Consider the following 20,630-nt stretch of genomic DNA (forward strand, 5'->3'; position numbering starts at 1 on the left):
CGCTACCGCTGAACGGCCGCGAGCCACTCGTCCACGAGGATGGCCAGGCGTTGCTCGCGCAGGTCATCGACCAGGCGGCCGGAGCGGTCGAGGGTCGCGATGCCGTGCATAGAGCTCCAGGCGACCTCGGTTCGGGCCGCGAGGTCGGATTTGTCGGCGAAGGGGACGAACAATGCCTGGATTTCGGCGAATGCGTCGCGGAGGGGCTGGGGAGCGTCGGGACCGAAGGCGAGGTCGGTCTTCTGCACGAACATCGCGTCGTAGCGGGCCGAGTTGTCGGCGGCGAAGGTCAGGTAGGCGCGGGCCACCTTGCCGAGAGCGTCCTCCGGGGAGGCGGCGGACTCGCGCGCGGCGCGCAAAGCTGTTGTGAGATCGATGATTCCCTCGAGTGCGACGGCGGAGACGATGGCCGACTTGCCGGCGAAGTGGCTGTAGAGCACGGGCTGGCTGTACTCGATGCGTTCGGCGAGTTTGCGCACCGTCACCGCCTCCCAGCCCTCGGTTTCGGCGAGTTCACGGGCGGTGTCGATGATGCGCTGATGCCGTTCGGCGCGTTCGCGTTCCTTGCGGGTTTGCGGGCTCATGATCGAAATTCTAGCAGCGCTAGACAAACTACCGAAGCTCGTTTACAGTTGCTATCGAACCTAGCGCCGCTAGAAAAAAGAGCACCGGGGATACCGGTGCCGCACAACAGGAGTCACCATGAACGTCTCGCGCATCGCCACCGTCTTCTCCCTCATCGGGGGGCTCTTCATCATCTACGTCGGTGTGAGCTACCAGTTCCTCCCCGACGCCACCGCCAGCGGTTTCGGCCTCCCGGCCTGGCCGCAGGGTGATGCCGCCGGGTTCCTGAACGTCAAGGGCGTGCGCGATATCGGGACCGGCGTCATCATCCTGGCGCTGCTCGCCGCCAAACAGCGCTACGCGCTCGGCATCACCACCCTGGCGATGGCGCTGATCCCGTTCGGCGACATGCTCACCATCCTCCGCTGGGACGGGTCGACCGCGACCGCCCTCAGCGTGCACGGCCTGACCGCCGTCTTCGTCGCCCTCACCGGCGCGCTGCTGATCTGGGAGCGCCGGATCGCTCAGGTTCCCGTCGCGGCCTGAACGACCCACCGATGAATTTCCGGCGGCGCCCCCGTCAATAGGGGTAACGCGACTACGAGCAAGGAGAACACCATGGCCGCCACCCAGCCGCACGGACCCGCTTCCTACTTCCCGTCCATCGAGGCCAAGTACGGCCGCTCGATCGACGAGTGGAAGGCGGCCATGCAGGAAACCGGACTGACCTCATTCAAGGAGCTCGTCGGCTGGCTCAAGACCGAGCACGGCTTCGGGCACGGCCACGCCACCGCCATCACCCAGCACTACCTGAATCCCGAGAAGTGGGCTTCCTGAAAAACACACAACGAAGGGCCCGCGGATTCGCGGGCCCTTCGTGGTTTGGTGTGCCGATGGCCGGTAGAGCGACCGACCGCCGGCACTGCCCCGATGTCCCTGCTTATGGCCGGGACGTCAGGACCGAATCAAGCCGGTTGGAGGGATTTTTCGGGTTCTCCCGGCTCGAGGTCTGGGTTGTCTTCGGCGGGACCGTGGTCATCGACCATGGTCTGCTCGTCGAACGGAATCTCCTTGTTCAGCACCGCGCGCACGCGTTCCGGGTCGAGGGTCTTGGTCCAGGTGCCGATGAGCACGGTGGCGACCGCGTTGCCGGAGAAGTTGGTGACCGCGCGGGCCTCGGACATGAACCGGTCGATGCCGACGATCAGGCCGACGCCGTCGAGCAGTTCCGGCCGATGGCTCTGCAGGCCGCCCGCCAGCGTCGCCAGGCCCGCGCCGGTGACGCCCGCCGCGCCCTTCGACGCCACGATCATGAACACCAGCAGGCCGACCTGCTCGCCGATGCTCAGCGGCTTGCCCATCGCGTCGGCGATGAAGATCGAAGCCATGGTCAGGTAGATGGCGGTGCCGTCGAGGTTGAACGAATACCCGGTCGGCACAACGACACCCACCGTGGTCTTCTCGATGCCGAGGTGCTCCATCTTCGCGATCAGGCGCGGCAGCGCCGACTCCGAGGACGAGGTGCCCACGATCAGCATGTACTCGCGGGCCAGGTAGCGCACCAGCTTGAAGATCGAGACCCGCGAGACCACCCGGATCAGCACACCGAGCACACCGAAGACGAACACCAGGCAGGTCAGGTAGAAGGCGAGCATCAGCGTGGCCAGCTGCACCACCGCGGACCAGCCGGTCTTGCCGACCACGGTCGCGATCGCGCCGAACGCGCCGATCGGGGCCAGCCACAGGATCATCACCAGGACCCGGAACACCAGCTTCTGCATGGCCGCGATGCCGCGCAGGATCGGTTCGCCTGTCTTGCCCATGGCCTGCAGCGCGAACCCGACCAGCAGCGCGACGAACAGCGCTTGCAGCACACTGCCCGAGGTCAGCGCGGACACCAGCGTCGTCGGCACGATGTTCTGGATGAATTCCCAGGTGCCGCCCGCGGCGTGCGCCTGGTCGGCGTACTTGGCGCCCTGGCTGGCGGCGGCCTTGCTGACGTTCAGGCCCGAGCCGGGCTCGAGCAGGTTACCGACCACCAGGCCGATACCCAGGGCCGCGGTCGACATGACCAGGAAGTAGGCGAAGGCCAGGCCGCCGACCTTGCCGACGGTGGCCGCGGCGCGCACCGAGCCGATACCGAGCACGATGGTGCAGAAGATGACGGGCGCGATCATCATCTTGATCAGATTGACGAAGATCTTGCCCAGCGGTTCCAGCGAGACCGCGAACTCCGGGGCCACCTTGCCGACGATGACGCCGGCGACAACCGCCGCCAGAACGCCCAGATATAGCCAATGGGTGCGATCGCGCTTGGGCGCGCTCGTCCCCTGTGTAGTTGTGTCGCTCATGGCGAGGATTGCCTTCCGAAGGTACCGGCGTGAACGGGCCTGTGGACCCCTGTGCAAAATGATGACGACCCGGGTGACCTGGGTCACGGTTTATTGCATTACGTTCAGCTCGTGCGTTTGGAGGTCGGCAGGTGAGACGAGGTCGACTATCCCTCGCCGCACAGGCGTTCGTGCTGCAGCTGATCGTGATCGCGCTGGTGATCGGAATCGGGGCGGTGCTGGCGGTATTCGACGCGCGGCGCACCAGCGATCGGACCACCGAGCAGGAGACCATCGACGTCGCGGTGACCGTGGCGAAGGTCCCGTCCACCGCGGCCGCGGTCCGCTCCCCCGATCCGACCGCCCTGCTGCAACCGGTGACCGAGGGGATCCGGGTCCAGACCGGCATGGACTTCATCGTGGTGATGGGGCCGGACCGGACCCGATACACGCACACCAATCCGGCGCAGATCGGCCACCCGTTCAGCGGCAACATCGATCGCGCGCTGGCCGGGGAGACCTTCACCGAGACCTTCACCGGCACTCTCGGGCCCTCCATCCGCGCGGTCACCCCGGTGCGCGACGAGTCCGGGCGGATCATCGCCCTGGTGTCCGCGGGGGTGACCCGGGCGCGCATCAGCGAGGAGATCGGCAATCAGCTGCCGAAGATCCTGAGCGTGGCGCTGCTCGGTCTGCTGGTCGCGGCGGCCGGGTCCTTCCTGCTGAGCCGCCGACTACGCCGGCAGACCCACGGGCTCGCACCCGACGAACTACGCGTGATGTACGAACAGCACGACGCGGTCCTGCACTCCATCCACGAAGGTCTGGTCGTGTTCGGCACGAACGAAGCGGCCGAGGTGGTGAACGACGAGGCGCGCCGATTGCTGGACCTGCCGGACGGGCCGGTGCACCGCGCGGACCTGCCGGTGTCGATGCAGCGCATGAGCTGGGGCGTGGTGCGCGACGAAATGCATGTCACCGGGGACCGGATCCTGCTCGTCAACCAGGACATCGTGCAGTCCGGGCGGGCGCCGCTCGGCACCGTCATGACGATCCGCGATCACACCGAATTGCGCACCGTCATGGGCGAACTCGACTCGGTGCGCGGTTTCGCCGAGTCGCTGCGCGCGCAGGCCCACGAATCGGCGAACCGGCTGCACACCGTGGTCACCATGGTCGAACTCGGCAAGCACGAGGAAGCCGTGCAGTTCGCCACCGCCGAACTCGAGCTCTCGCAGAATCTCATCGACCGTTTGCTCGCCGCCGTCGGGGATCCGGCGCTGGCGGCGCTGCTGCTGGGCAAGGTGAACCAAGCCGCCGAACGCGGTGTCGAGCTCACCATTTCCGAGGACACCGCGCTGGATTCGACCGCGCCGCTGTCCGCCCACGAGGCAGTCACCCTGGTCGGCAACCTCATCGACAACGCGATCGACGCTGCTGCAGATCGAGCGGGAGGGTGGGTGGAAGTCACTGTCCGGCAACAGGATTCCGGGCCGGGGGGCGAGTCCGGACCGCCGGAGCCTTCCGCATTGCTGGTCCGGGTCGCCGACAGCGGTCCCGGTATGTCGCAGGAAGCCTTCGCCCGCGCCGCGGAGCGCGGCTACACCACCAAATCTGACCACCAAGGTCTCGGGCTGGCGCTGGTGCACCGGCTCGTCGGCCGCCACGGCGGTGTCATCGGCACCGAGCGAAACCCAGAAAGTGCGGTGACCGTGGCAATCCCACGCGACACCGCGAATAACGCAGTTAGACAGGAACAATCGTGATCCGAGTGCTCATCGTCGAAGACGAACCCTTGATCGCCGAGGCGCACCACGCCTACGTCGCCCGCATCGAGGGCTTCACCCCGGCCGGCATCGCCCACACCGGCCGCGACGCCATGCGCGCCGCCGCCGAAGCCGCCGCCGAGGGCACGCCGATCGACTTGGTACTCATGGACATCGGGCTGCCCGACACCAGCGGTCTGGATGTCGCCGCCGCGCTCTCCGGCCTCGCTCCCCGCCCCGACGTCATCGCGATCACCTCGGCTCGCGACCTCGCCCTGGTCCGCACTGCGGTCTCCCACGGCGTCGTCCTCTACCTGCTCAAGCCCTTCACCTTCGCCGCGTTCCGCGAAAAACTCGAGCGCTACCGCGAATTCCGAACCGCCTTGCCCGCAGGGGAATCCGCGATCACGCAGAACGACATCGATCGAGCGCTGTCCGCCCTGCGCACCACAGACCAACGCGCCAGCGCACCCAAAGGCGTTGCGCCCCAAACACTCGAGGAAATCTCGCGCGTCGTCCGCGACGCCGCCGAAGGCATGACCGCCGCCGACACCGCCACCTCCATCGGCGTCTCCCGCATCACGGCATGGCGGTACCTGGAGAAACTCGCCGACGACGGCCTGGTCCTGCGCCGCTCCGACTACGGCCGAGCCGGTCGCCCGAAGACGCGCTACCTCTGGAAGAGCTGACTCAGACGTCGGTCGAGAAGCGGATGCCGCCATCCGGGATCTCGACGCCCGGCCAGACTCTGGCACCGCGCAACAGCTCACAGCGAGCGCCGACGTTCGCGCCGTCGCCGATGACGCCGTCGCGGACGAGAGCGCGGGGGCCGATGCGAGCGCCGAAGCCGATGATGGAGCGCTCCACCGTCGCGCCTGCTTCGATGACCGCGCCGTCGAAGACGACCGCGCCGTCCAAGCGTGCGCCCGCACCGATTTCCGCGCCGCGGCCGACAACGGTGCCGCCGATGAGCAGCGCGCCGGGGGCTACGCCCGCGCCCGGGTGGACCAGGGATTCGCCGCGCTGGCCGGGCAGGGCCGGGGAGGGGGCGATGCCGCGGACGAGGTCGGCGGAGCCGCGGACGAAGTCTTCCGGAGTGCCCATGTCGCGCCAGTAGGAGGAGTCGACGTGGCCCTGCACCTTCGCGCCCTCGGCGAGCAACGCCGGGAAGACCTCGCGTTCCACCGAGACCGGGCGGCCGGGCGGGATCTTCTCGATGTATTCGCGGCGGAAGACGTAGCAGCCGGCGTTGATCTGGTCGGTCGGCGGATCCTGGGTCTTCTCCAGGAAGGCGGTGACGCGGCCGTTCTCGTCGGTGGGCACACAGCCGAACGCGCGCGGGTCGCTCACCCGCACCAGGTGCAGGGTGACGTCGGCGTTGGTGTTCTCGTGGGTGTCGAGGATCGCGCCGAGGTCGGTGCCGCCGAGCACGTCACCGTTGAAGACCATCACGTTGTCGGCGCGCAGCTTGGACAGCACGTTGCGGATGCCGCCGCCGGTGCCCAGCGGTTCGGTCTCGGTGACGTACTCGAGCTCCAGGCCGAGCTCGGCGCCGTCGCCGAAGTGTTCCTCGAACACCTCGGCCTTGAACGAGGTGCCGAGCACCACGTGGGTGATCCCGGCGTCGGCGATGCGCGCGAGCAGGTGCGTGAGGAAGGGCAGCCCGGCGGTCGGCAACATCGGCTTGGGCGCCGAAAGGGTGAGCGGACGCAGCCGGGTGCCCTTGCCCCCGACCAGGATCACCGCGTCGGTGTTGCCTGCGTTCTTTGCAGGGTCACTGCCCATCAACGTTCCCCGTTCACTTCTGGATCATTTCCGCCAGGGCACATGCCTGATCCAGGCTAGCTTGCTGTGCGGCTACTGAGCTGCTTCGCGCGCCTGCTGGCGCAGCGCCGATCGAACCGCAATCCGCTCGCGAATCGCAAGTCCGGCCCGCAGTGCCAGCCGCAGCGGTGCCTGCCACCAGTGCGGATGCCGATCGGCCTGGAAGCGGTAGGCACTGGCGTGGTGCGCGGGCAGCATCAGTTCCGGATGCTTGCCGGCGGCATGACCTTTGGCGTGGGTGACCTCGGCGGTCGGCACGAACACGTTGTGCCAGCCGGCCTTGCCCATCCGGTCGCCGAAGTCCACGTCCTCCATGTACATGAAGTAGCGGGAGTCGAAACCGTCGATGGAGTCGAAGGCCTGGCGGCGAACTAGCAGGCAGGAGCCCGACAGCCAGCCGACGGTGCGTTCGGCGAGCTGCTCGTTGTCGCGGCGGTAGCGCTGGGTCCACGGGTTGCCGGGCCAGACGGAGCCGAGGATGGCGTGGCCAGCACCGTCGAGCAGGCCGGGCACCGCGCGGGCGGACGGGTAGACGCTGCCGTCGGGTTCGCGCACCAGCGGGCCCAGGGCGCCCGCGCGCGGCCAGCGCTGGGCGGCGGTGAGCAGCTGATCGATGGAGTCGGTGCTCCAGCGGATGTCCGGGTTGGCGATGACGATGAACTCGATGCTCGGGTCGATCTCGGCGACCGCGCGGTTGATGGCGCCGCCGTAACCGATATTGCCGCCGGTGCGCAGCAGGCGCACGTGCGCGTTGGCCTCGGCGGCCAGTTCGGGCGTCCCGTCGGTGGATCCGTTGTCGGCCAGGATCACCTGCGGTTTCTCGCTGGTGGCGGTGGCCAGGGTGGAGATGAAGTGCTCGAGATGTTCGCCAGGTGAATAAGTCACCGTGACAACGGCCAGGCCACCAGGGGCCAACTGATCGGAAGCGCTCACGGCTCTGGAGCCTAGTCGCCGCGCCGCGCCCGCGCGTCCCCGAGTCCAGGGAGACTGACGGGCGCACTGCCGGAAGTTTGCGCGCGGCAAGCGGTCCCGGGCGGCAGGGTTGTGGAAATCAGTGCAGAGCGGCGTGGAGGGCTTCTCGCCAAGGGCGGAGCGGGGTCAGACCCGCCTCGATCCAGGCGCGGTTGGACAGGACCGAATACGCCGGGCGCGGTGCGGGTCTCGGGAATGCGGACGAGTCGCAGGGCCGCACTCGGGCGGGGTCCGCGCCGACCTCCTCGAAGACCGCGCGAGCCAGGTCGAACCAGGTGGCCTGGCCGGTGTTGGTGGCGTGCAGTAGGCGTGGCGCGTCCGGGCGTCCGGCCAGCTCCAGCAGGCCCACGGCCAGGTCGGCGGCGTAGGTGGGCGATCCGAGCTGGTCGTTCACCACGTCGATGGTGTCGCGTTCGCGTTCCAGCCGCCGCATGGTGCCGACGAAATCGCCTGTGCCGCCCGCGTATACCCATGCGGTGCGCACGATGTGGGCGTGCGCGCCCGAGTCCATGATCGCCTGCTCCCCCGCCAGTTTGGTGCGGCCGTAAACCGTTGCGGGCGCGGTCGTATCGCCCGTGTCATAAGGCCGATTGTGGGTACCACCGAAGACATAGTCGGTCGAGAGGTGAATGAGCCGGGCATCGGCCCGCGCGCAGGCAGCGGCGAGGACGGCGGGTCCGGTCGCATTGGCCGCGAAAGCGGCTTCCGGGTCGGTTTCGGCCTGATCCACCGCGGTGTAGGCCGCGCAGTTGAGCACCACGGTTCCCGGGGTACACACAGCGGCGACGGCGCCGGGGTCGGTGATGTCGAGGTCGCCGCGGCCGTAGGCGCGCGCACCGGGCGCCAGGCGCAGCAACTCGCGCCCCACTTGGCCGTGCGCGCCGGTCACGACGAGGTGAGCAAACGATTCGGGCGATCCGGTCACGGAGTGCAGTCTGGCACGCCGTGCAGCCTGCGGGTGCGCTCCGGTCTGGTAACCGCCGGTTAGCCTTGAGCCCCAAGAAGTCCGGGGTTCAGGCATTCGGGCGGTTGCGGGGCGGCGGAAGGCGGGCATCGGGTCAGTTGGAAGGACGCTGAGAGTGACTGGAGAGAGATCGGTGGGCCTCGGCCGCATCGTGGTCGCGGCCGGTGCGGTGCTGGTGTTCGTGCTCACCGGATTCGCCTGGCGCAGTATCGATTCGCTGGTCTCGGGCATCGAGCGGATCAGCGATCTGGGCCTGGGCGGCCAGCGCGACGGTGCCACCGACATCCTGCTGGTCGGTGTGGACAGCCGCACCGACGCGCACGGCAACCCGCTCAGCGCGGACGAACGGGCGATGCTGCACGCCGGCGACGAAGTCGGCATGAACACCGACACCATCATGCTGGTGCGCGTCCCGAACGACGGCCGGTCCGCGACCGCCATCTCCATCCCCCGCGACAGCTACGTCGAAGTGCCCGGCATCGGCCCCAGCAAAATCAACTCGGCCTACGGCGCCACCAAGCTGACCCTGAAGGAAAAACTGCTGGCCCAGGGCGTCTCGGAGTCCTCGGCGGAGACGCAGTCCATCCAGGCCGGGCGGCAGGCGCTGATCAAGTCCGTCGGCACGCTCACCGGCCTCACCGTCGACCACTACGCCGAAATCAGCTTTCTGGGCTTCGTACTGCTCACCGATGCGGTCGGCGGCGTGGAGGTGTGCCTGAACGAGCCGGTGGACGAGTGGATGTCGGGCGCGGACTTCCCCGCCGGACGCCAGCGCCTCAACGGCGCGCAGGCACTCAGCTTCGTGCGCCAGCGGCACAACCTGCCGCGCGGCGACATCGACCGGATCGTCCGTCAGCAGGTCTTCCTGGCGCAGCTGACCAATCAGATGCTCAGCGCGCGGACCCTCAGCAACCCGATGCGGCTGCAGGACCTCAGCTCCGCGGTCGGGCGCACGGTGGTGCTGGACGGCAGCTGGGATGTGATCTCGTTCCTCAAGCAGCTCAAGGACCTCTCCGGCGGGCATGTGAAATTCGAGACCATCCCGGTGGCCGACCTCAACGGCATGACCAACGACGGTGAATCCGTGGTCCGGGTGGAGCCGCGCATGGTGAAGGCGTTCGTCTCGGCGCTGGTGGACGGCAAGTCCGACGAGTCCGAGGAGCCCAGCTTCGATCCGACGACCGTGACGGTGAGCGTCCTCAATGCCAGCGGTGTCGGCGGGCTGGCCTCGAAGGTGTCACAGGCGCTGGCCGTCAAGGGTTTCCAGCCAGGCCAGGTCGGCAACTACAACGGCGGCAGCGTGATGAGCACGCGGGTCCTGGCGGCGAGCACCTCGAACGCCAAGGCCAAGGAGGTGGCGCGGGTCCTGGGCGGACTCACCGTCGTCGCGGATCCGATGATGTCGCCGGAAGCGGTCAGCGTCGTGCTGGCAAGCGACTATTCTGGTCCGGGCTCGGCCGCGAGTTCCATGTTCGACTTCACCGGTTCGTCGTCGACGTCGGCGACACCGGTGCCGCCCGCCCCACCGATCTCCGCTGGCCAGAACGGACCGAAATGCGTGAACTGAACAATGCGTGAGCACACGACCCTGACCGAGTCGGTGCTCGACCCGATCCTCGCGCGCGAACCCGCCGCACCCCGCGTGACCTATTACGACGACGCCACCGGCGCCCGCATCGAACTGTCCGGGCTGACGCTGGCGAACTGGGCGGCCAAGACCGCCAACCTGATTCGCGACGAATTCGGCCTGACACCGGGCGCCCGGGTGGCACTGCTGTTGCCCGCGCACTGGCAGACCGCCGCGGTGCTGCTCGGTTGCTGGTGGGCCGGCGCGGAAGTCGTGCTGCGGCCGGACCCGGATGCCGAACTCGCACTGGTGACCGCCGCCCGGATCGACGACGCCGATGGCATCGGCGAGGTCGCGGCGCTGTCGCTGGATCCACTCGGGGCGCCGGTGCGCGATCTGCCGCTGGGTGTCACCGATTTCGCGACCCATGTGCGGGTGCACGGCGATCAGTTCCTGCCGCGCGGCGCCGGTGTCGCGCTGGAGGGCATGCCGGTCGCCGAGGTGCTGGCCGAGGCCAAGCGGTCCGCGATGCGACAGGGTTTCGGCGAGGGCGACCGGGTGCTGTCCAGCACGCCGTGGGAGACGCCGGCGGAGCTGATCGACGGGTTCGTCGCGGTGCTGACGGCGGGTGCGTCGCTGGTGCAGGTGGTCAACCCGGATCCGGCCGCGCGGGAGCGGCGGATCGCCTCGGAACGGGTTACGGCGCAGCGGTAGATCGGCCATGATCGGGACGGCTCCTACCCAGGTATAGGTCGTTCGTCCAACCGGAGCACGTTCTCAGCTCCCACGGCGATCCGTACGGTGGAACTATCCGCGACGACGAGGTTGGTGAGAGATGAAACCCCAGTATTGGTTCCGGTGGTTTTCCGTCCAGGGTCTGCCCCGGCTGGTCCTGCGCACGCAAGCTCGGCGCGGCCAGCCTTTCGCCCAATTGATGGGCGGCCCACAGGGTTTCACCGATCCGTATCCGCTGATCGAGCAGTTGCGCGGGCAGGGGCGGCTGGTCCGGACGCCGATCGCCTGGGCCTCGGCCGATCACGAGCTGATCCGCGCGATCCTGCGCGACCCCCGGTTCGGGGTGCGCGCGAATCAGAGTTTCGATCTCCCGGCCCCGCTACAGCGGTTCGTCGAGCGATACCCGTTGCCGCCCAATCCCGTCGAGCCACCCTCGATGCTGGTGATCGATCCGCCCGACCACACGAAGATGCGCCGTCCGGTCGCGGCGGCGTTCACCCCGCGCGCGATCCGCAGGTTGCGCGAGCGCGTGGAAACGGTGACCGAGGAACTGCTCGAGGAGTTGCCTTCCGGCGGCTCCGCCGATCTCATCGCCGCCTTCGCCGCGCAGGTGCCGATCGCGATCATCTCCGAAATGCTCGGCTTCCCGCGCGAAGACAAAGGAATGTTCCTGGCCTGGGGCGATGCCGCGACCCCGCTGCTGGACATCGGCATCTCCCGCAAGGCGCACCGCACCGCGCTCGATGCCATGGAGGTGATGAACGACTACCTCGACGGGCACATCGAACGCCTGCGCCGCGAGCCGGGCGAGGACATTCTCTCCAGCCTGGTCACCGCCGGCGAACTCGACACCTACGGGCTCAAGGCCACCGCCAGCCTGCTCATGGGCGCCGGGTTCGAGACCACCGTCAATCTCATCGGAAACGGTGTCGTCCAACTGCTTTCGCATCCCGACCAGCTGGCCCGGCTGCGCGCCGAACCGGAACTGTGGCCCAATGCCGTGGAGGAGGTGCTGCGGATCGACGCTCCCGTGCAGACCACCGCCCGCTCGGCCCTCGAGGACGTCGAGATCGCGGGAATCCGCCTGCGCAAGGGCAATACCGTCGTGGTGTCGCTGGCCGGAGCGAACCGGGACCCCGGGGTCTTCGAGGACCCGACGCGATTCGACGTGGGCCGCGAAAATGCCAAGGACCACCTGACTTTCAGCAGCGGCGTGCACGTCTGCCTGGGCGCCAGCCTGGCGCGGATGGAGGCCACCTACGCACTGCGCGCGCTGTTCGACCGCTTCCCCGACCTGCAACTCGCGGGGCCGCCGCAGCGCCGCAAGCTGTTCACCCTGCACGGTTACGAACAGCTGCCGGTCCGGCTCGGCACCCGTGCCCACACCCCGGCCACCTCGGCGGTCTGATCTAGCGTTGACGCCATGGCACGCGTCGCGATCGAGTACTGCACCCAATGCCGCTGGCTGTTGCGCGCGAGCTGGATGGCGCAGGAGCTGCTGAGCACCTTCGGCACCGAACTCGGTGAGGTCGCGCTGATCCCCGGCGAGGGCGGGGTCTTCCGCATCACCGTCGACGGCGAGCAGGTGTGGGAACGCAAGGCCGACGGCGGGTTTCCCGAGATCGCGGTGCTCAAGCAGCGGGTGCGGGACCGGGTCGCTCCGGAGCGCGACCTCGGCCACGCCGACCACAAGGCCTAGGCCGGTACCGCGGCCAGTTCGTCGAAGGGCGGGTAGTTCTCGGCGCCCGTGCGCTCGGCCGCCGCGATGTAGTCGTTGAGCGCGGCGCGGGATCGCGCGAGCCGGTCCATCTGATCCTCCAGGCGCCGCAGCCGGGACCGCATCGCGGTCAGCAACTCGGGACACCCGACCAGCTCGGGGGTCGCGCCGACCGCACAGGGCAGCAGGTACGCGATGTCCTCGGAGGACAGCCCGGCCGCGAGCAGGTGCCGGATCTGCTGCACCCGCAGCACGGCGTCCTCGTCGTACTCGCGATAACCGTTGCCCGCACGCTCCGCTTCGAGCAAGCCCTGGGACTCGTAGTAGCGCAACTGATGTGCGTTGACGCCCGTCCGGCGACTCAGTTCCCCGATACGCATCGAAAACCTCACTTGACCTTCACACCGGTATCAACGTTGACGATGGTGCCATGACCAAGCAAACAGACAGCTCAGTGACCGTCGTCGGACTCGGATTGATGGGCGCGACACTCGCCGGGGCGTTCCTGAAAGCCGGGCATCCGACCACCGTATGGAACCGCACGGCCGCCAAGGCCGACGAGCTGGTCGGCCAGGGTGCGGTGCTCGCGCCGACGGTCGCCGACGCGGTGCGCGCCAGTTCCCTGACGATCATCTGCCTGACCGACTACCAGGCCGTGTACGAGCTGCTCGACGACGCCGACCTGACCGGCACGATGCTGCTCAACCTGACCTCGGGCTCCTCCGGCCAGGCCCGGGAGGCCGCCCGGTGGGCCGAGCAGCGCGGCGCCCGCTACCTGGACGGCGCCATCATGGCCGTCCCGCCGGCCATCGGAACCGCCGATGCCGTGATCCTGCACAGTGGCCCGCAGGCGGACTTCGAAGCCTTCGAGCCGGTCCTCGAGGCGCTCGGCACAGTCAGCTATCTCGGTGCCGACCACGGGCTCGCGTCCCTGTACGACGTAGCGGGCCTGACCATGATGTGGAGTGTCCTCAACGCCTGGCTGCAAGGCACGGCCATGCTCCGCACCGCCGGTGTGGACGCCGCGACCTTCGCGCCGTTCGCGCGCACCATCGCGGCCGGTGTGGCCGACTGGCTACCCGGATACGCCGAGCAGATCGACCGCGGCGCCTACCCGGCGGAGGTGTCGACCCTGGAGACCGACGTGCGCGCGATGGCGCACATGATCGAGGAGGCCGAGGCGCTGGGCGTCAACGCCGAACTGCCGAAGCTGATCAAGGCGATGGCGGATCGCTCGGTCGCCGCCGGCCATGGCGCGGAGCAGTATCCGGTGCTGATCGAGGAATTCGGCAAACCCCGCTAGCCGCAGCAGCCGCCGCCACAGCAGCCACCACCGGCGGGACGGGACGCCGCGGCCGGGGCCGGGCTGCCGCCGCCGCGGTTCACCGTCCCGAACGTGGTCAGCAGCTTGACGGTGTCGCCGTGGCCGCTCGGGCAATCCGCGGGATTCGAGGATTCGGCCATCGGCCGGGTGACTTCGAAGGTGTCACCGCAGGTCCGGCACCGGAAGTTGTAGCTCGGCATCGCCCCAGCGTATCGCCTGACCCACCCTCGGTGCGGTTCGCGGGCGCCCGCACCGTCTGGAAGTACTCTCGAATGAGGAGGTACGGACCATGACGACGCAGTTCGAGACCGAACCCGACGCCGAACTAGGCGACGCCGGCCCTGTCGTACCGACCACCTCGGGCCGGGTCCGCGGCCACTGGGACGGCCCGGTCGCGGTGTGGCGCTCCATCCCCTACGCGGCCCCGGTGCGCGGCGCGAAACGTTTCCGGCCGCCGGTGCCGCCGGAGCGCTGGGACGGAATCCGCGACTGCGCGCTGTTCGGCGAGATCGCCCCGCAGACCATGGGCAACATGGTGCCGGTCGATTCGGTGCTGACGATGGGCGAGGACTGCCTGTGGCTGAACGTGTGGGCGCCGCCGAACAGCGTGGGCGCGAAGGCATCCGGCGAGCCGCGCCCGGTCATGGTGTGGGTGCACGGCGGCGCCTACTGTCTCGGCACCGCCGCCCAGGCCATCTACGACGGGCGCAAACTCGCCGAAACCGGTGACGTGGTGGTGGTCGGGGTCAACTACCGGATCGGCGCGCTCGGTTTCCTCGATCTGTCCTCGCTGTTCCACGGCTTCACCCCGAATCTGGGCCTGCACGATCAGATCGCGGCCCTGGAATGGGTGCGCGACAATATCGCCGGCTTCGGCGGGGACCCCGGCAATGTGACGCTGTTCGGTGAATCCTCGGGGGCGGGCTGTGTCACCGCGCTGATGACCTCGCCGCGCACCAGCGGCCTGTTCCACAAGGCGATCGCGCAGAGCCCGCCCGCGACGACGGTGCTGAGCCAGGAGCGCGCGGCGGGCATCGCCCAGCGCTTCCTGGAACTGCTGGAGCTCTCCCCGGCGCAGACCATGGATCTGATCGATCTGCCCGTCGACCGGCTCGTCCAGGCCGCGGGCGTGCTCATGGACGAGGTGCCGATGAAGGAGCCGGGCCGGTTGGCGGCGGCGCCGGTGGTCGACGGTGGACTGTTGCCGGAGTACCCGATTCACCGCTTCCAGCTCGGTCGCTCGCACCGGATGCCGCTGATGATCGGCACCAACAAGGACGAGGCCTCGCTGTTCCGCCTGTTCCGGTCCCCGATCATGCCGGTCACCCCGGACGCGGTGAACCTCATGCTCAACGATGTCGCCGCCAATCACCCGGACATGTCGGCCGAGCGCATCGCCGAGATCACCTCCGCATACCCGGATCTGGCGAAAACCCGTGGGGCCTTGGCGATGTCGACCGACGCCGCGTTCCGCATGCCCGCGCACTGGGTGGCCGACGCGCACGCCCACCATTCACCCACCTGGACCTACCGCTTCGACCACGCCACCCCGATGCTGCGCGCGGCCCGCGTCGGCGCCGGGCACGCCACCGAATTGCCCTATGTCTTCGGCAATTTCGGCACACTCAACCATGACCCGACGTTCTGGCTCGGTGGGCGCAAAGTGGCAACCGAGGTCTCGGGCCGGATGATGCGGCGCTGGCTGGCTTTCGCCGCACACGGTGTGCCCGCGGCGCTGGACGGTTCCAAGCACTGGCCGCCGTACCAGCCGGCCACCCGCACGACGCTGCTCATCGACGCCATCGATCGCGTGGTCGACAACCCCGATCGAGACCTGCACGCCGCCTGGGGTGATCAGGCCGTCGGCTTCAGCTGACCGAGGTTTCGGCCGCCCGGCCCAGCCGGACCGGCAGGCGTTCGTAGCCGTGCAGCGTGTAGGTCTCGCGCCGCTTCGGTTCTCCTTCGAGCCGCAGCTCGGGGAAGCGCTCGAACAGCGCGCGGACGGCGTGGGTGGCTTCCATCCGGGCCAGGCTGGCGCCGAGACAGACATGGATGCCGCTGCTGAAAGACAGGTGGTCCTTGGCGTTTTCGCGGGCGACGTCGAAGCGGTGCGGATCTTCGAATACGGCGGGGTCGCGGTTCGCGCCCGCCAGAGACACCACCACGAGGCTGCCTTCGCGGAGGGCCACGTCGCCGAGTTCGAACGGTTCGAGGACGAGCCGGGCGGTGGTCTGTACCGGCGCGTCCAGCCGCAGGGATTCCTCGATCGCGTTGGGCCACAGGCCCGGTTCGGCCCGCAGGCGCTCCAGTTGGTCCGGGTTTTCCAGCAGCCGGACGACGCAATTGCCGATCAGGTTGACCGTGGTTTCGAAGCCCGCCGCCATCAGCAGTCCGGCGGTTGCCTTGAGTTCGCGGTCGTCGAGATCACCGGAGGTGACGAGGCTGGAGAGGATGTCCTCACCCGGCTCCCGGCGCAGGCGTTGCAGGTGCGTGTCGAGATAGACGTCCATCCGGTCCTGCGCGGCGAAAGCGCGGCGGAAGCTGCGCCAGTCCAGACCGATATCGAGCAGTGGCGCGATGTGGTCGCCCCACTCCAGGAACATGGCGCGGTCGGCCTGTGGGAAGCCGAGCATGTCGGTGATGATCGCGCTGGGGACCTGCGCGGCAAAGGATTCGACGAGGTCGGCGGAGCCGTTGGCGGGGAACGCGTCGAGCAGTTCGGTGGTGACGGCTTCGACGCGCTCGCGCAGCCGGGCGGTGGCCCGCGGGGTGAAGGCGGAGGTGACCGGGCGACGCATCCTGCTGTGCTCGGGCGGGTCGATCACCAGCATGGATGGCGCCTCGACCGGATTCGCGGGCAGCGGGATGCGCCGGGCCAGCACGGCCGTCAGCGCGGCCATCTTGCCGCCGGTGCCGGCCACCGGAACTTTGCCGAAGTGGTTGTCGCGCAGCACGATTCGAGTGAGTTCGTGGTCGGCGGTGAACTTCCCCACCGGAACCCGCGCCACTCTGCCCTGGCTGCGCAGCTGGTCGATGAGGGCGAAGGAATCAGCGGGCCGGCCCGCGCCGCCGAGCAACTGCGCGAGCGGGTCGCCGCCACGGGCTTGCTTACGCACCGCCATGCGCAGCATGCCCTGCATGGTCAACCAGCGAAACCAGTACTGTGGCTTCATTTTCCAACCCCCTCGGTGCGGTGACACTGTCACCCTACGCGGCAGCTCAGGGTTCGATCACGCCATCGAGATAGACCCACGCGCCGTCCTCGCGGACGAACCGGCTGACCTCGTGCAGCTGCCCCCGCTGCCCATCGGCGCGGTAGTGGGCGATGAATTCGACGAGGCCGGTGTCGTCGAAAGGGCCGCCCCGGTCGGTGCGGACGATCTCCAGGAACAGCCAGCGCTGCTCCGGATCGAGGTCGAGCTCCGCGGGCCGGTGACCGGAATGCCAGGACCGCTTCAGATAGCCGGTGTCGCCGACGGCGAAAGCGGTGTATCGCGAACGCATCAGCGCTTCGGCCGTGGGCGCGGGCCGGGCCCCGGCGAGTACGGGTCCGCAGCATTCGCCGAACGGTTCCCCGCGCCGGCACGGGCACATCTGCGACTCAGCCATGGCGGTGATTGTCGCAGCCGCTACCGGTCCATAGGCTCGAGCACACCGAATCACCGTTGCGGGTGTGTTTCGCTACGAACAAAGGAGCTGGTGATGGGGCCTTTCGGTCCATTGAGCACGCTGTCGGGGCTCGGTTCGAGCCTGCTGCGCTTGCTGGACACGCTGTCGTCGAGGTTGTGGCTGTTCTGAGCTATTCGACCCGGGCGAGCACCGCGGCGATGGCGGCGGTCTGATCCCGCCAGCGGCGCAGTTCGGTGACGCTCGGGGCGAGCTCGTAATCATGATGGTGGGCGGCGCGCGAGAGCGCCGCCCATACCGTCGCTACCTGCGCGGCCGTGTCCGGTCCGGCATAGACGCGCAGGGCCAGCAGTTGCGCGCGCATCGGGCAGCGCGCCAATTCCGGTGTGGTACGCAGCCACAACTGGTCCACCGCCTGTTCCAAGGCCAGGCGCAGAATCCAGGCCGTCGCGCGGGACCACACGCCGCCCGCGTCGGTCACCTCGCCGTCCAATAGTCGGTCGACGGCTTCGAAACGTTCGTCCACCGTCGGGCGGGGCGGCCGTCGCCTGGGGCGGCGCGACTTCGATCGCCGCCGTGGGGCGTTGGGCGCACCGTTGCGGTGCGGGCCGTTCATTTGGTCAGCCACGCGATGAGCCGTTCGGTGCTCGTGATCAACTCGCGCATGGTGCGATCGATCGGCACGTGCGCTGCGGCGGTGACGTCCCGCAGCGCGGGGACCAGCCATTTCGCCTCGGTGGCGAGGTGGGCGTTCAGGTCGTCGACGTTGTAGGTCACGCCCATCACCGCCAGCGCCACCATGGCCCGGGTGGTGTGCGCCGATTCCAGATGGCGTTCCACCTCCCGGTGATGCATGCCCTCGACGAGCAGGTTGCGCCGGGCTCGGGCCTGGCTGGCGGCCTCCACCGCGGACCGGCAGCAGGTGGCGACCAGTTCGTCGGCGATGGCGGGCGGGAGCTGTGGGGTGCGGACCAGCGAGCGCGCGTCGTCGAGATAGCGGCGCACCGGGTCGCTGGACACCCGCACCTCCACCACCGAACGCTCCCGCCGCTGCACTTCCAAAACCCTTGCCGCCAACTGCATTCGGCGGACCGCCTCGGCCAGGCGCTCGTCGTGGGTGAACACGATGACCTGCCGGGTGGCGGCGACCGCGGCCAGCACCCGGGCCAGGCCGTCCACCTTCGCCGGGTCCATGGCCTGCACCGGATCGTCGATCATGACGAAACGGAACGGACTGTGCTCGACGGTGGCCCGCGGCAGGAACAACGACAGGCCCAGCGCGTGCAGTTCGCCCTGGCTCATCACGCCCAGGGCGGCGCTCTCCACCTCGTCGACGGTGACGTCCAGCAGCACACGCCGGGCGGTTCCGGCGTTGCCCTGCAAGCGAATTCCGCCGAGTTCGACATTGCTCTGCTGGCGCAGGGTGCGCCACACCCAGCGGGCGGTGGTCTCCAGCGGGGACATGCGCTCGTCGCGCAGACCGGAGGTGGCCGACTTGAGCCAGTCCTCGGCGCGTTTGGCGGTGCGCAGTTCGCCGGCGCGCAAGGCGACTTGGCGCGCGTTGTCCAGCCAGCTCGCGATACGCGGGACCAGCGGGGCCCACACCTCGTCGAGCCGGTCGAGCTCCTTGCGGGTGCCCTGCTGTAGCAGCGCGAGTTCGTCGACGAGCCGGGAGTGCGCACTGCGCAAGCGATCCGGAAGATCCGGGGTGTAGTCGGTGGAAGCCAGGGCGGACCAGTCCGACCAGGCGCGGTGGACCGCGGTGGTGTCGACGGTCGGCGGGTTGCGCGGATCGAAATCCAGCTCCGGCGGGACCTGATCGGGCAGCGAACGCGCGGCGCGAGTGGCCTCCCGCAAGCGGGTCTTGGCGGTCGTCAGCGCGTCGACCCGGGCTGACAGCTGGGCGATCTCGGCGTCGGCGGCACGGGCCCAGTCCGTGTCGAGGGTGCCGCGGCCGCACACCGGGCAGGGGCAGTCGCCACTGGCGTCGGCGTGCACGCGCGCGCGGCGCAACAACTCCAGGACCCGCAGGTCCGCTTCGGCGTCGGCGGTCGCGTCGCGTTCCAGGGCCGCGCCGCAGGCGGCCAGCCGGTCGGCGATCTCGTCCACCTGTTCGCTGGTCGGCAGGGCGAGGCGGACGATGGCGCGCAAGCCGTCGGGGCCGCTCGCGTCGTCGGCGCGGCCGGACATGTGACGGCTCACCGCGGTCAAATCGGGCTGGGCGGGGCGCAGCAACTTGGCCATGCGGGTGGCGCGGTCGTCGGCGAGCGCGTCCAGCGCGTCGACCAGAGCCACCCGTTCCACTCGGGAATCGCGGGCCGCGCGCTCCAAGGACAAGCGGCGGGACCGGATTCGCTCCTGCGCCACCGTCAGTTCGTCCAGGCCGAGCAGCTGGTGCAGCGCGTCGAACAGGTCGCTCGGTTTGCCGTCGACCAGCGCGCCGAGTTCGCTGTAGGACAGGAACGGGCGGTAGAGCTCGAGGACCGGCGCCCAGCGGGTGGGGTCGAAGCGTGAATTCGCCTGCGTGGCCCGGTTTTCGGTCCAGTGCGCCTCCGCCAGCTGCGCTTGCGGCTGCCACTCCTTCACGATGGTGATCTCGGGATCGCTTCCGGCGGTGAGCAATTCCAGTTCGATGCGGGTCGAATCGCCGGTGTGCAGGTTGCGCCAGCCTTCGCGCCAAGCGGCCGATCGCCCGTCCCAGCGGCGATTACCACCCGTCAGCGCCAGCTCGGCGGCCTCGGCGAAACTCGACTTGCCGCTGCCGTTGCGGCCCACCACCAGCGTCAGGCCGGGGCCGGGCGGCAGCTCCAGGGTCGTCTCCTGGCCGATGCCGCGGAAGCCGCGCACCCGGATCGCCTTCAGGAAAATCCCGGTATCGTCGAAACCAATTGTCCGGTCCGTGGATTCGGCGCCACCCAGCGCGCGCAGCACAGCCTGCGCGACATCCGGGGTGACCGCGGGATCATCGGCAAGGCGGCGAGCCACCACCTCCGTGAGGCGCGGTACTGCCTCGGTGGCCGCATCGGCCATACGACAAACCCTCCACCCCGATCGGCAAATTCGAGCGAAACGCTACCCGACAGCGGGAATTTCGCCCACCGGCGGCGGGGACTACTCGGAGAGATCCGAATCTGCCCGCGAAGGATGGTATGGCCATCGAATGAGCCCCCCACACTCGATGTCCACCCCTCGCCAACCCACGCGGGCAGCTCGAAGTGTGGCACCCGGAATGGGTGGCTC

21 protein-coding genes are annotated in these 20,630 nt (G+C 68.9%); 10 read left to right on the forward strand and 11 right to left on the reverse strand.

Annotated elements, in window-relative coordinates; all coding sequences use genetic code 11:
- Positions 1-2 precede the first annotated feature (2 nt).
- Positions 3-584, reverse strand: a complete 582-nt coding sequence (locus tag IBX22_RS11105; RefSeq protein WP_194815198.1) for a TetR/AcrR family transcriptional regulator — start codon at positions 582-584, stop codon at positions 3-5.
- A 118-nt stretch (positions 585-702) separates the two neighbouring features.
- On the opposite strand from IBX22_RS11105, the gene IBX22_RS11110 reads away from it, so the two are divergent.
- Positions 703-1,110 carry a DUF4267 domain-containing protein gene (locus tag IBX22_RS11110; protein WP_194815199.1) on the forward strand — a complete coding sequence of 136 codons (408 nt, stop codon included), beginning with the start codon at positions 703-705 and terminating at the stop codon, positions 1,108-1,110.
- 72 nt (positions 1,111-1,182) lie between these two features.
- Complete coding sequence (locus tag IBX22_RS11115) at positions 1,183-1,401, forward strand: DUF4287 domain-containing protein (protein WP_194815200.1); 219 nt, start codon at positions 1,183-1,185, stop codon at positions 1,399-1,401.
- A 128-nt stretch (positions 1,402-1,529) separates the two neighbouring features.
- Here the strand turns inward: IBX22_RS11115 and IBX22_RS11120 are convergent, their stop codons facing one another.
- On the reverse strand, positions 1,530-2,915 hold the full coding sequence (locus tag IBX22_RS11120; protein WP_194815201.1) for a cation:dicarboxylate symporter family transporter: 1,386 nt from the start codon (positions 2,913-2,915) through the stop codon (positions 1,530-1,532).
- 131 nt (positions 2,916-3,046) lie between these two features.
- Here IBX22_RS11120 and IBX22_RS11125 point away from each other — a divergent pair, with 131 nt between their 5' ends.
- Positions 3,047-4,660: a sensor histidine kinase gene (locus tag IBX22_RS11125; RefSeq protein WP_194815202.1), complete on the forward strand. Its 1,614-nt coding sequence runs from the start codon at positions 3,047-3,049 to the stop codon at positions 4,658-4,660.
- The gene (locus IBX22_RS11130; RefSeq protein ID WP_194815203.1) at positions 4,657-5,349 is read left to right on the forward strand and encodes a response regulator; all 693 of its coding nucleotides are present in this window, start codon (positions 4,657-4,659) and stop codon (positions 5,347-5,349) included. Before IBX22_RS11125 ends, IBX22_RS11130 begins: the two co-directional genes overlap by 4 nt.
- Position 5,350: 1 nt before the next feature.
- On the opposite strand, the gene IBX22_RS11135 is transcribed toward IBX22_RS11130, so the two are convergent.
- From IBX22_RS11135 to rfbD, 3 genes are all read right to left on the reverse strand, one after another.
- Positions 5,351-6,445 carry a sugar phosphate nucleotidyltransferase gene (locus tag IBX22_RS11135; protein ID WP_194815204.1) on the reverse strand — a complete coding sequence of 365 codons (1,095 nt, stop codon included), beginning with the start codon at positions 6,443-6,445 and terminating at the stop codon, positions 5,351-5,353.
- A gap of 72 nt (positions 6,446-6,517) precedes the next feature.
- A complete protein-coding gene (locus IBX22_RS11140) occupies positions 6,518-7,417 on the reverse strand; it encodes a glycosyltransferase family 2 protein (RefSeq protein WP_309234533.1) in 900 nt (299 codons plus the stop codon).
- A 118-nt stretch (positions 7,418-7,535) separates the two neighbouring features.
- Positions 7,536-8,381 (reverse strand): dTDP-4-dehydrorhamnose reductase, encoded by an 846-nt coding sequence (gene rfbD, locus IBX22_RS11145; protein WP_309234535.1) that lies wholly within the window; start codon positions 8,379-8,381, stop codon positions 7,536-7,538.
- A 154-nt stretch (positions 8,382-8,535) separates the two neighbouring features.
- Between rfbD and IBX22_RS11150 the strand changes: the two genes are divergently transcribed.
- The 4 genes from IBX22_RS11150 to IBX22_RS11165 all read left to right on the forward strand — a co-directional run bounded on the left by IBX22_RS11150 (position 8,536) and on the right by IBX22_RS11165 (position 12,421).
- Positions 8,536-9,987, forward strand: coding sequence for an LCP family protein (locus tag IBX22_RS11150; RefSeq protein ID WP_309234536.1), 1,452 nt, complete (start codon positions 8,536-8,538; stop codon positions 9,985-9,987).
- Between the two features lie 3 nt (positions 9,988-9,990).
- On the forward strand, positions 9,991-10,701 hold the full coding sequence (locus IBX22_RS11155) for a TIGR03089 family protein (RefSeq protein WP_194815206.1): 711 nt from the start codon (positions 9,991-9,993) through the stop codon (positions 10,699-10,701).
- Positions 10,702-10,822: 121 nt separating this feature from the next.
- Entirely contained in the window at positions 10,823-12,130 is a 1,308-nt protein-coding gene (locus IBX22_RS11160; RefSeq protein WP_194815207.1) for a cytochrome P450, read from the forward strand.
- A gap of 15 nt (positions 12,131-12,145) precedes the next feature.
- Positions 12,146-12,421, forward strand: a complete 276-nt coding sequence (locus tag IBX22_RS11165) for a SelT/SelW/SelH family protein (RefSeq protein ID WP_194815208.1) — start codon at positions 12,146-12,148, stop codon at positions 12,419-12,421.
- Here the strand turns inward: IBX22_RS11165 and IBX22_RS11170 are convergent.
- Positions 12,418-12,819 carry a MerR family transcriptional regulator gene (locus IBX22_RS11170; RefSeq protein ID WP_194815209.1) on the reverse strand — a complete coding sequence of 134 codons (402 nt, stop codon included), beginning with the start codon at positions 12,817-12,819 and terminating at the stop codon, positions 12,418-12,420. The genes IBX22_RS11165 and IBX22_RS11170 overlap by 4 nt on opposite strands.
- A 50-nt stretch (positions 12,820-12,869) precedes the next feature.
- Between IBX22_RS11170 and IBX22_RS11175 the strand changes: the two genes are divergently transcribed.
- Positions 12,870-13,742, forward strand: coding sequence for an NAD(P)-dependent oxidoreductase (locus tag IBX22_RS11175; RefSeq protein ID WP_194815210.1), 873 nt, complete (start codon positions 12,870-12,872; stop codon positions 13,740-13,742).
- On the opposite strand, the gene IBX22_RS11180 is transcribed toward IBX22_RS11175, so the two are convergent.
- A complete protein-coding gene (locus IBX22_RS11180) occupies positions 13,739-13,963 on the reverse strand; it encodes a zinc ribbon domain-containing protein (protein ID WP_194815211.1) in 225 nt (74 codons plus the stop codon). The two genes, IBX22_RS11175 and IBX22_RS11180, sit on opposite strands and share 4 nt — an antisense overlap.
- Positions 13,964-14,052: 89 nt before the next feature.
- Between IBX22_RS11180 and IBX22_RS11185 the strand changes: the two genes are divergently transcribed.
- Positions 14,053-15,639 carry a carboxylesterase/lipase family protein gene (locus IBX22_RS11185; protein ID WP_194815212.1) on the forward strand — a complete coding sequence of 529 codons (1,587 nt, stop codon included), beginning with the start codon at positions 14,053-14,055 and terminating at the stop codon, positions 15,637-15,639.
- Here the strand turns inward: IBX22_RS11185 and IBX22_RS11190 are convergent.
- The 4 genes from IBX22_RS11190 to IBX22_RS11205 form a co-directional block, all read right to left on the reverse strand.
- Positions 15,632-16,936 (reverse strand): cytochrome P450, encoded by a 1,305-nt coding sequence (locus IBX22_RS11190; RefSeq protein ID WP_194815213.1) that lies wholly within the window; start codon positions 16,934-16,936, stop codon positions 15,632-15,634. The genes IBX22_RS11185 and IBX22_RS11190 overlap by 8 nt on opposite strands.
- Positions 16,937-16,982: 46 nt before the next feature.
- Complete coding sequence (locus IBX22_RS11195; RefSeq protein WP_228538294.1) at positions 16,983-17,372, reverse strand: YchJ family protein; 390 nt, start codon at positions 17,370-17,372, stop codon at positions 16,983-16,985.
- A gap of 190 nt (positions 17,373-17,562) precedes the next feature.
- Complete coding sequence (locus IBX22_RS11200; protein ID WP_309234538.1) at positions 17,563-18,018, reverse strand: hypothetical protein; 456 nt, start codon at positions 18,016-18,018, stop codon at positions 17,563-17,565.
- Complete coding sequence (locus IBX22_RS11205) at positions 18,003-20,420, reverse strand: ATP-binding protein (RefSeq protein WP_194815214.1); 2,418 nt, start codon at positions 20,418-20,420, stop codon at positions 18,003-18,005. The genes IBX22_RS11200 and IBX22_RS11205 overlap by 16 nt, the downstream gene beginning before the upstream one ends.
- Positions 20,421-20,630: the final 210 nt, after the last annotated feature.

Origin of the sequence: Nocardia sp. XZ_19_385 (assembly GCF_015355755.1) — a bacterium.
Classification (GTDB): domain Bacteria; phylum Actinomycetota; class Actinomycetes; order Mycobacteriales; family Mycobacteriaceae; genus Nocardia.

Excerpts from the sequence above, each read along its gene's own strand:
- IBX22_RS11105 (WP_194815198.1), bottom strand. The coding sequence starts at position 584 with ATGAGCCCGCAAACCCGCAAGGAACGCGAACGCGCCGAACGGCATCAG.
- IBX22_RS11110 (WP_194815199.1), top strand. The coding sequence starts at position 703 with ATGAACGTCTCGCGCATCGCCACCGTCTTCTCCCTCATCGGGGGGCTC.
- IBX22_RS11115 (WP_194815200.1), top strand. The coding sequence starts at position 1,183 with ATGGCCGCCACCCAGCCGCACGGACCCGCTTCCTACTTCCCGTCCATC.
- IBX22_RS11120 (WP_194815201.1), bottom strand. The coding sequence starts at position 2,915 with ATGAGCGACACAACTACACAGGGGACGAGCGCGCCCAAGCGCGATCGC.
- IBX22_RS11135 (WP_194815204.1), bottom strand. The coding sequence starts at position 6,445 with ATGGGCAGTGACCCTGCAAAGAACGCAGGCAACACCGACGCGGTGATC.
- IBX22_RS11155 (WP_194815206.1), top strand. The coding sequence starts at position 9,991 with ATGCGTGAGCACACGACCCTGACCGAGTCGGTGCTCGACCCGATCCTC.
- IBX22_RS11160 (WP_194815207.1), top strand. The coding sequence starts at position 10,823 with ATGAAACCCCAGTATTGGTTCCGGTGGTTTTCCGTCCAGGGTCTGCCC.
- IBX22_RS11165 (WP_194815208.1), top strand. The coding sequence starts at position 12,146 with ATGGCACGCGTCGCGATCGAGTACTGCACCCAATGCCGCTGGCTGTTG.
- IBX22_RS11170 (WP_194815209.1), bottom strand. The coding sequence starts at position 12,819 with ATGCGTATCGGGGAACTGAGTCGCCGGACGGGCGTCAACGCACATCAG.
- IBX22_RS11175 (WP_194815210.1), top strand. The coding sequence starts at position 12,870 with ATGACCAAGCAAACAGACAGCTCAGTGACCGTCGTCGGACTCGGATTG.
- IBX22_RS11180 (WP_194815211.1), bottom strand. The coding sequence starts at position 13,963 with ATGCCGAGCTACAACTTCCGGTGCCGGACCTGCGGTGACACCTTCGAA.
- IBX22_RS11185 (WP_194815212.1), top strand. The coding sequence starts at position 14,053 with ATGACGACGCAGTTCGAGACCGAACCCGACGCCGAACTAGGCGACGCC.
- IBX22_RS11190 (WP_194815213.1), bottom strand. The coding sequence starts at position 16,936 with ATGAAGCCACAGTACTGGTTTCGCTGGTTGACCATGCAGGGCATGCTG.
- IBX22_RS11195 (WP_228538294.1), bottom strand. The coding sequence starts at position 17,372 with ATGGCTGAGTCGCAGATGTGCCCGTGCCGGCGCGGGGAACCGTTCGGC.
- IBX22_RS11205 (WP_194815214.1), bottom strand. The coding sequence starts at position 20,420 with ATGGCCGATGCGGCCACCGAGGCAGTACCGCGCCTCACGGAGGTGGTG.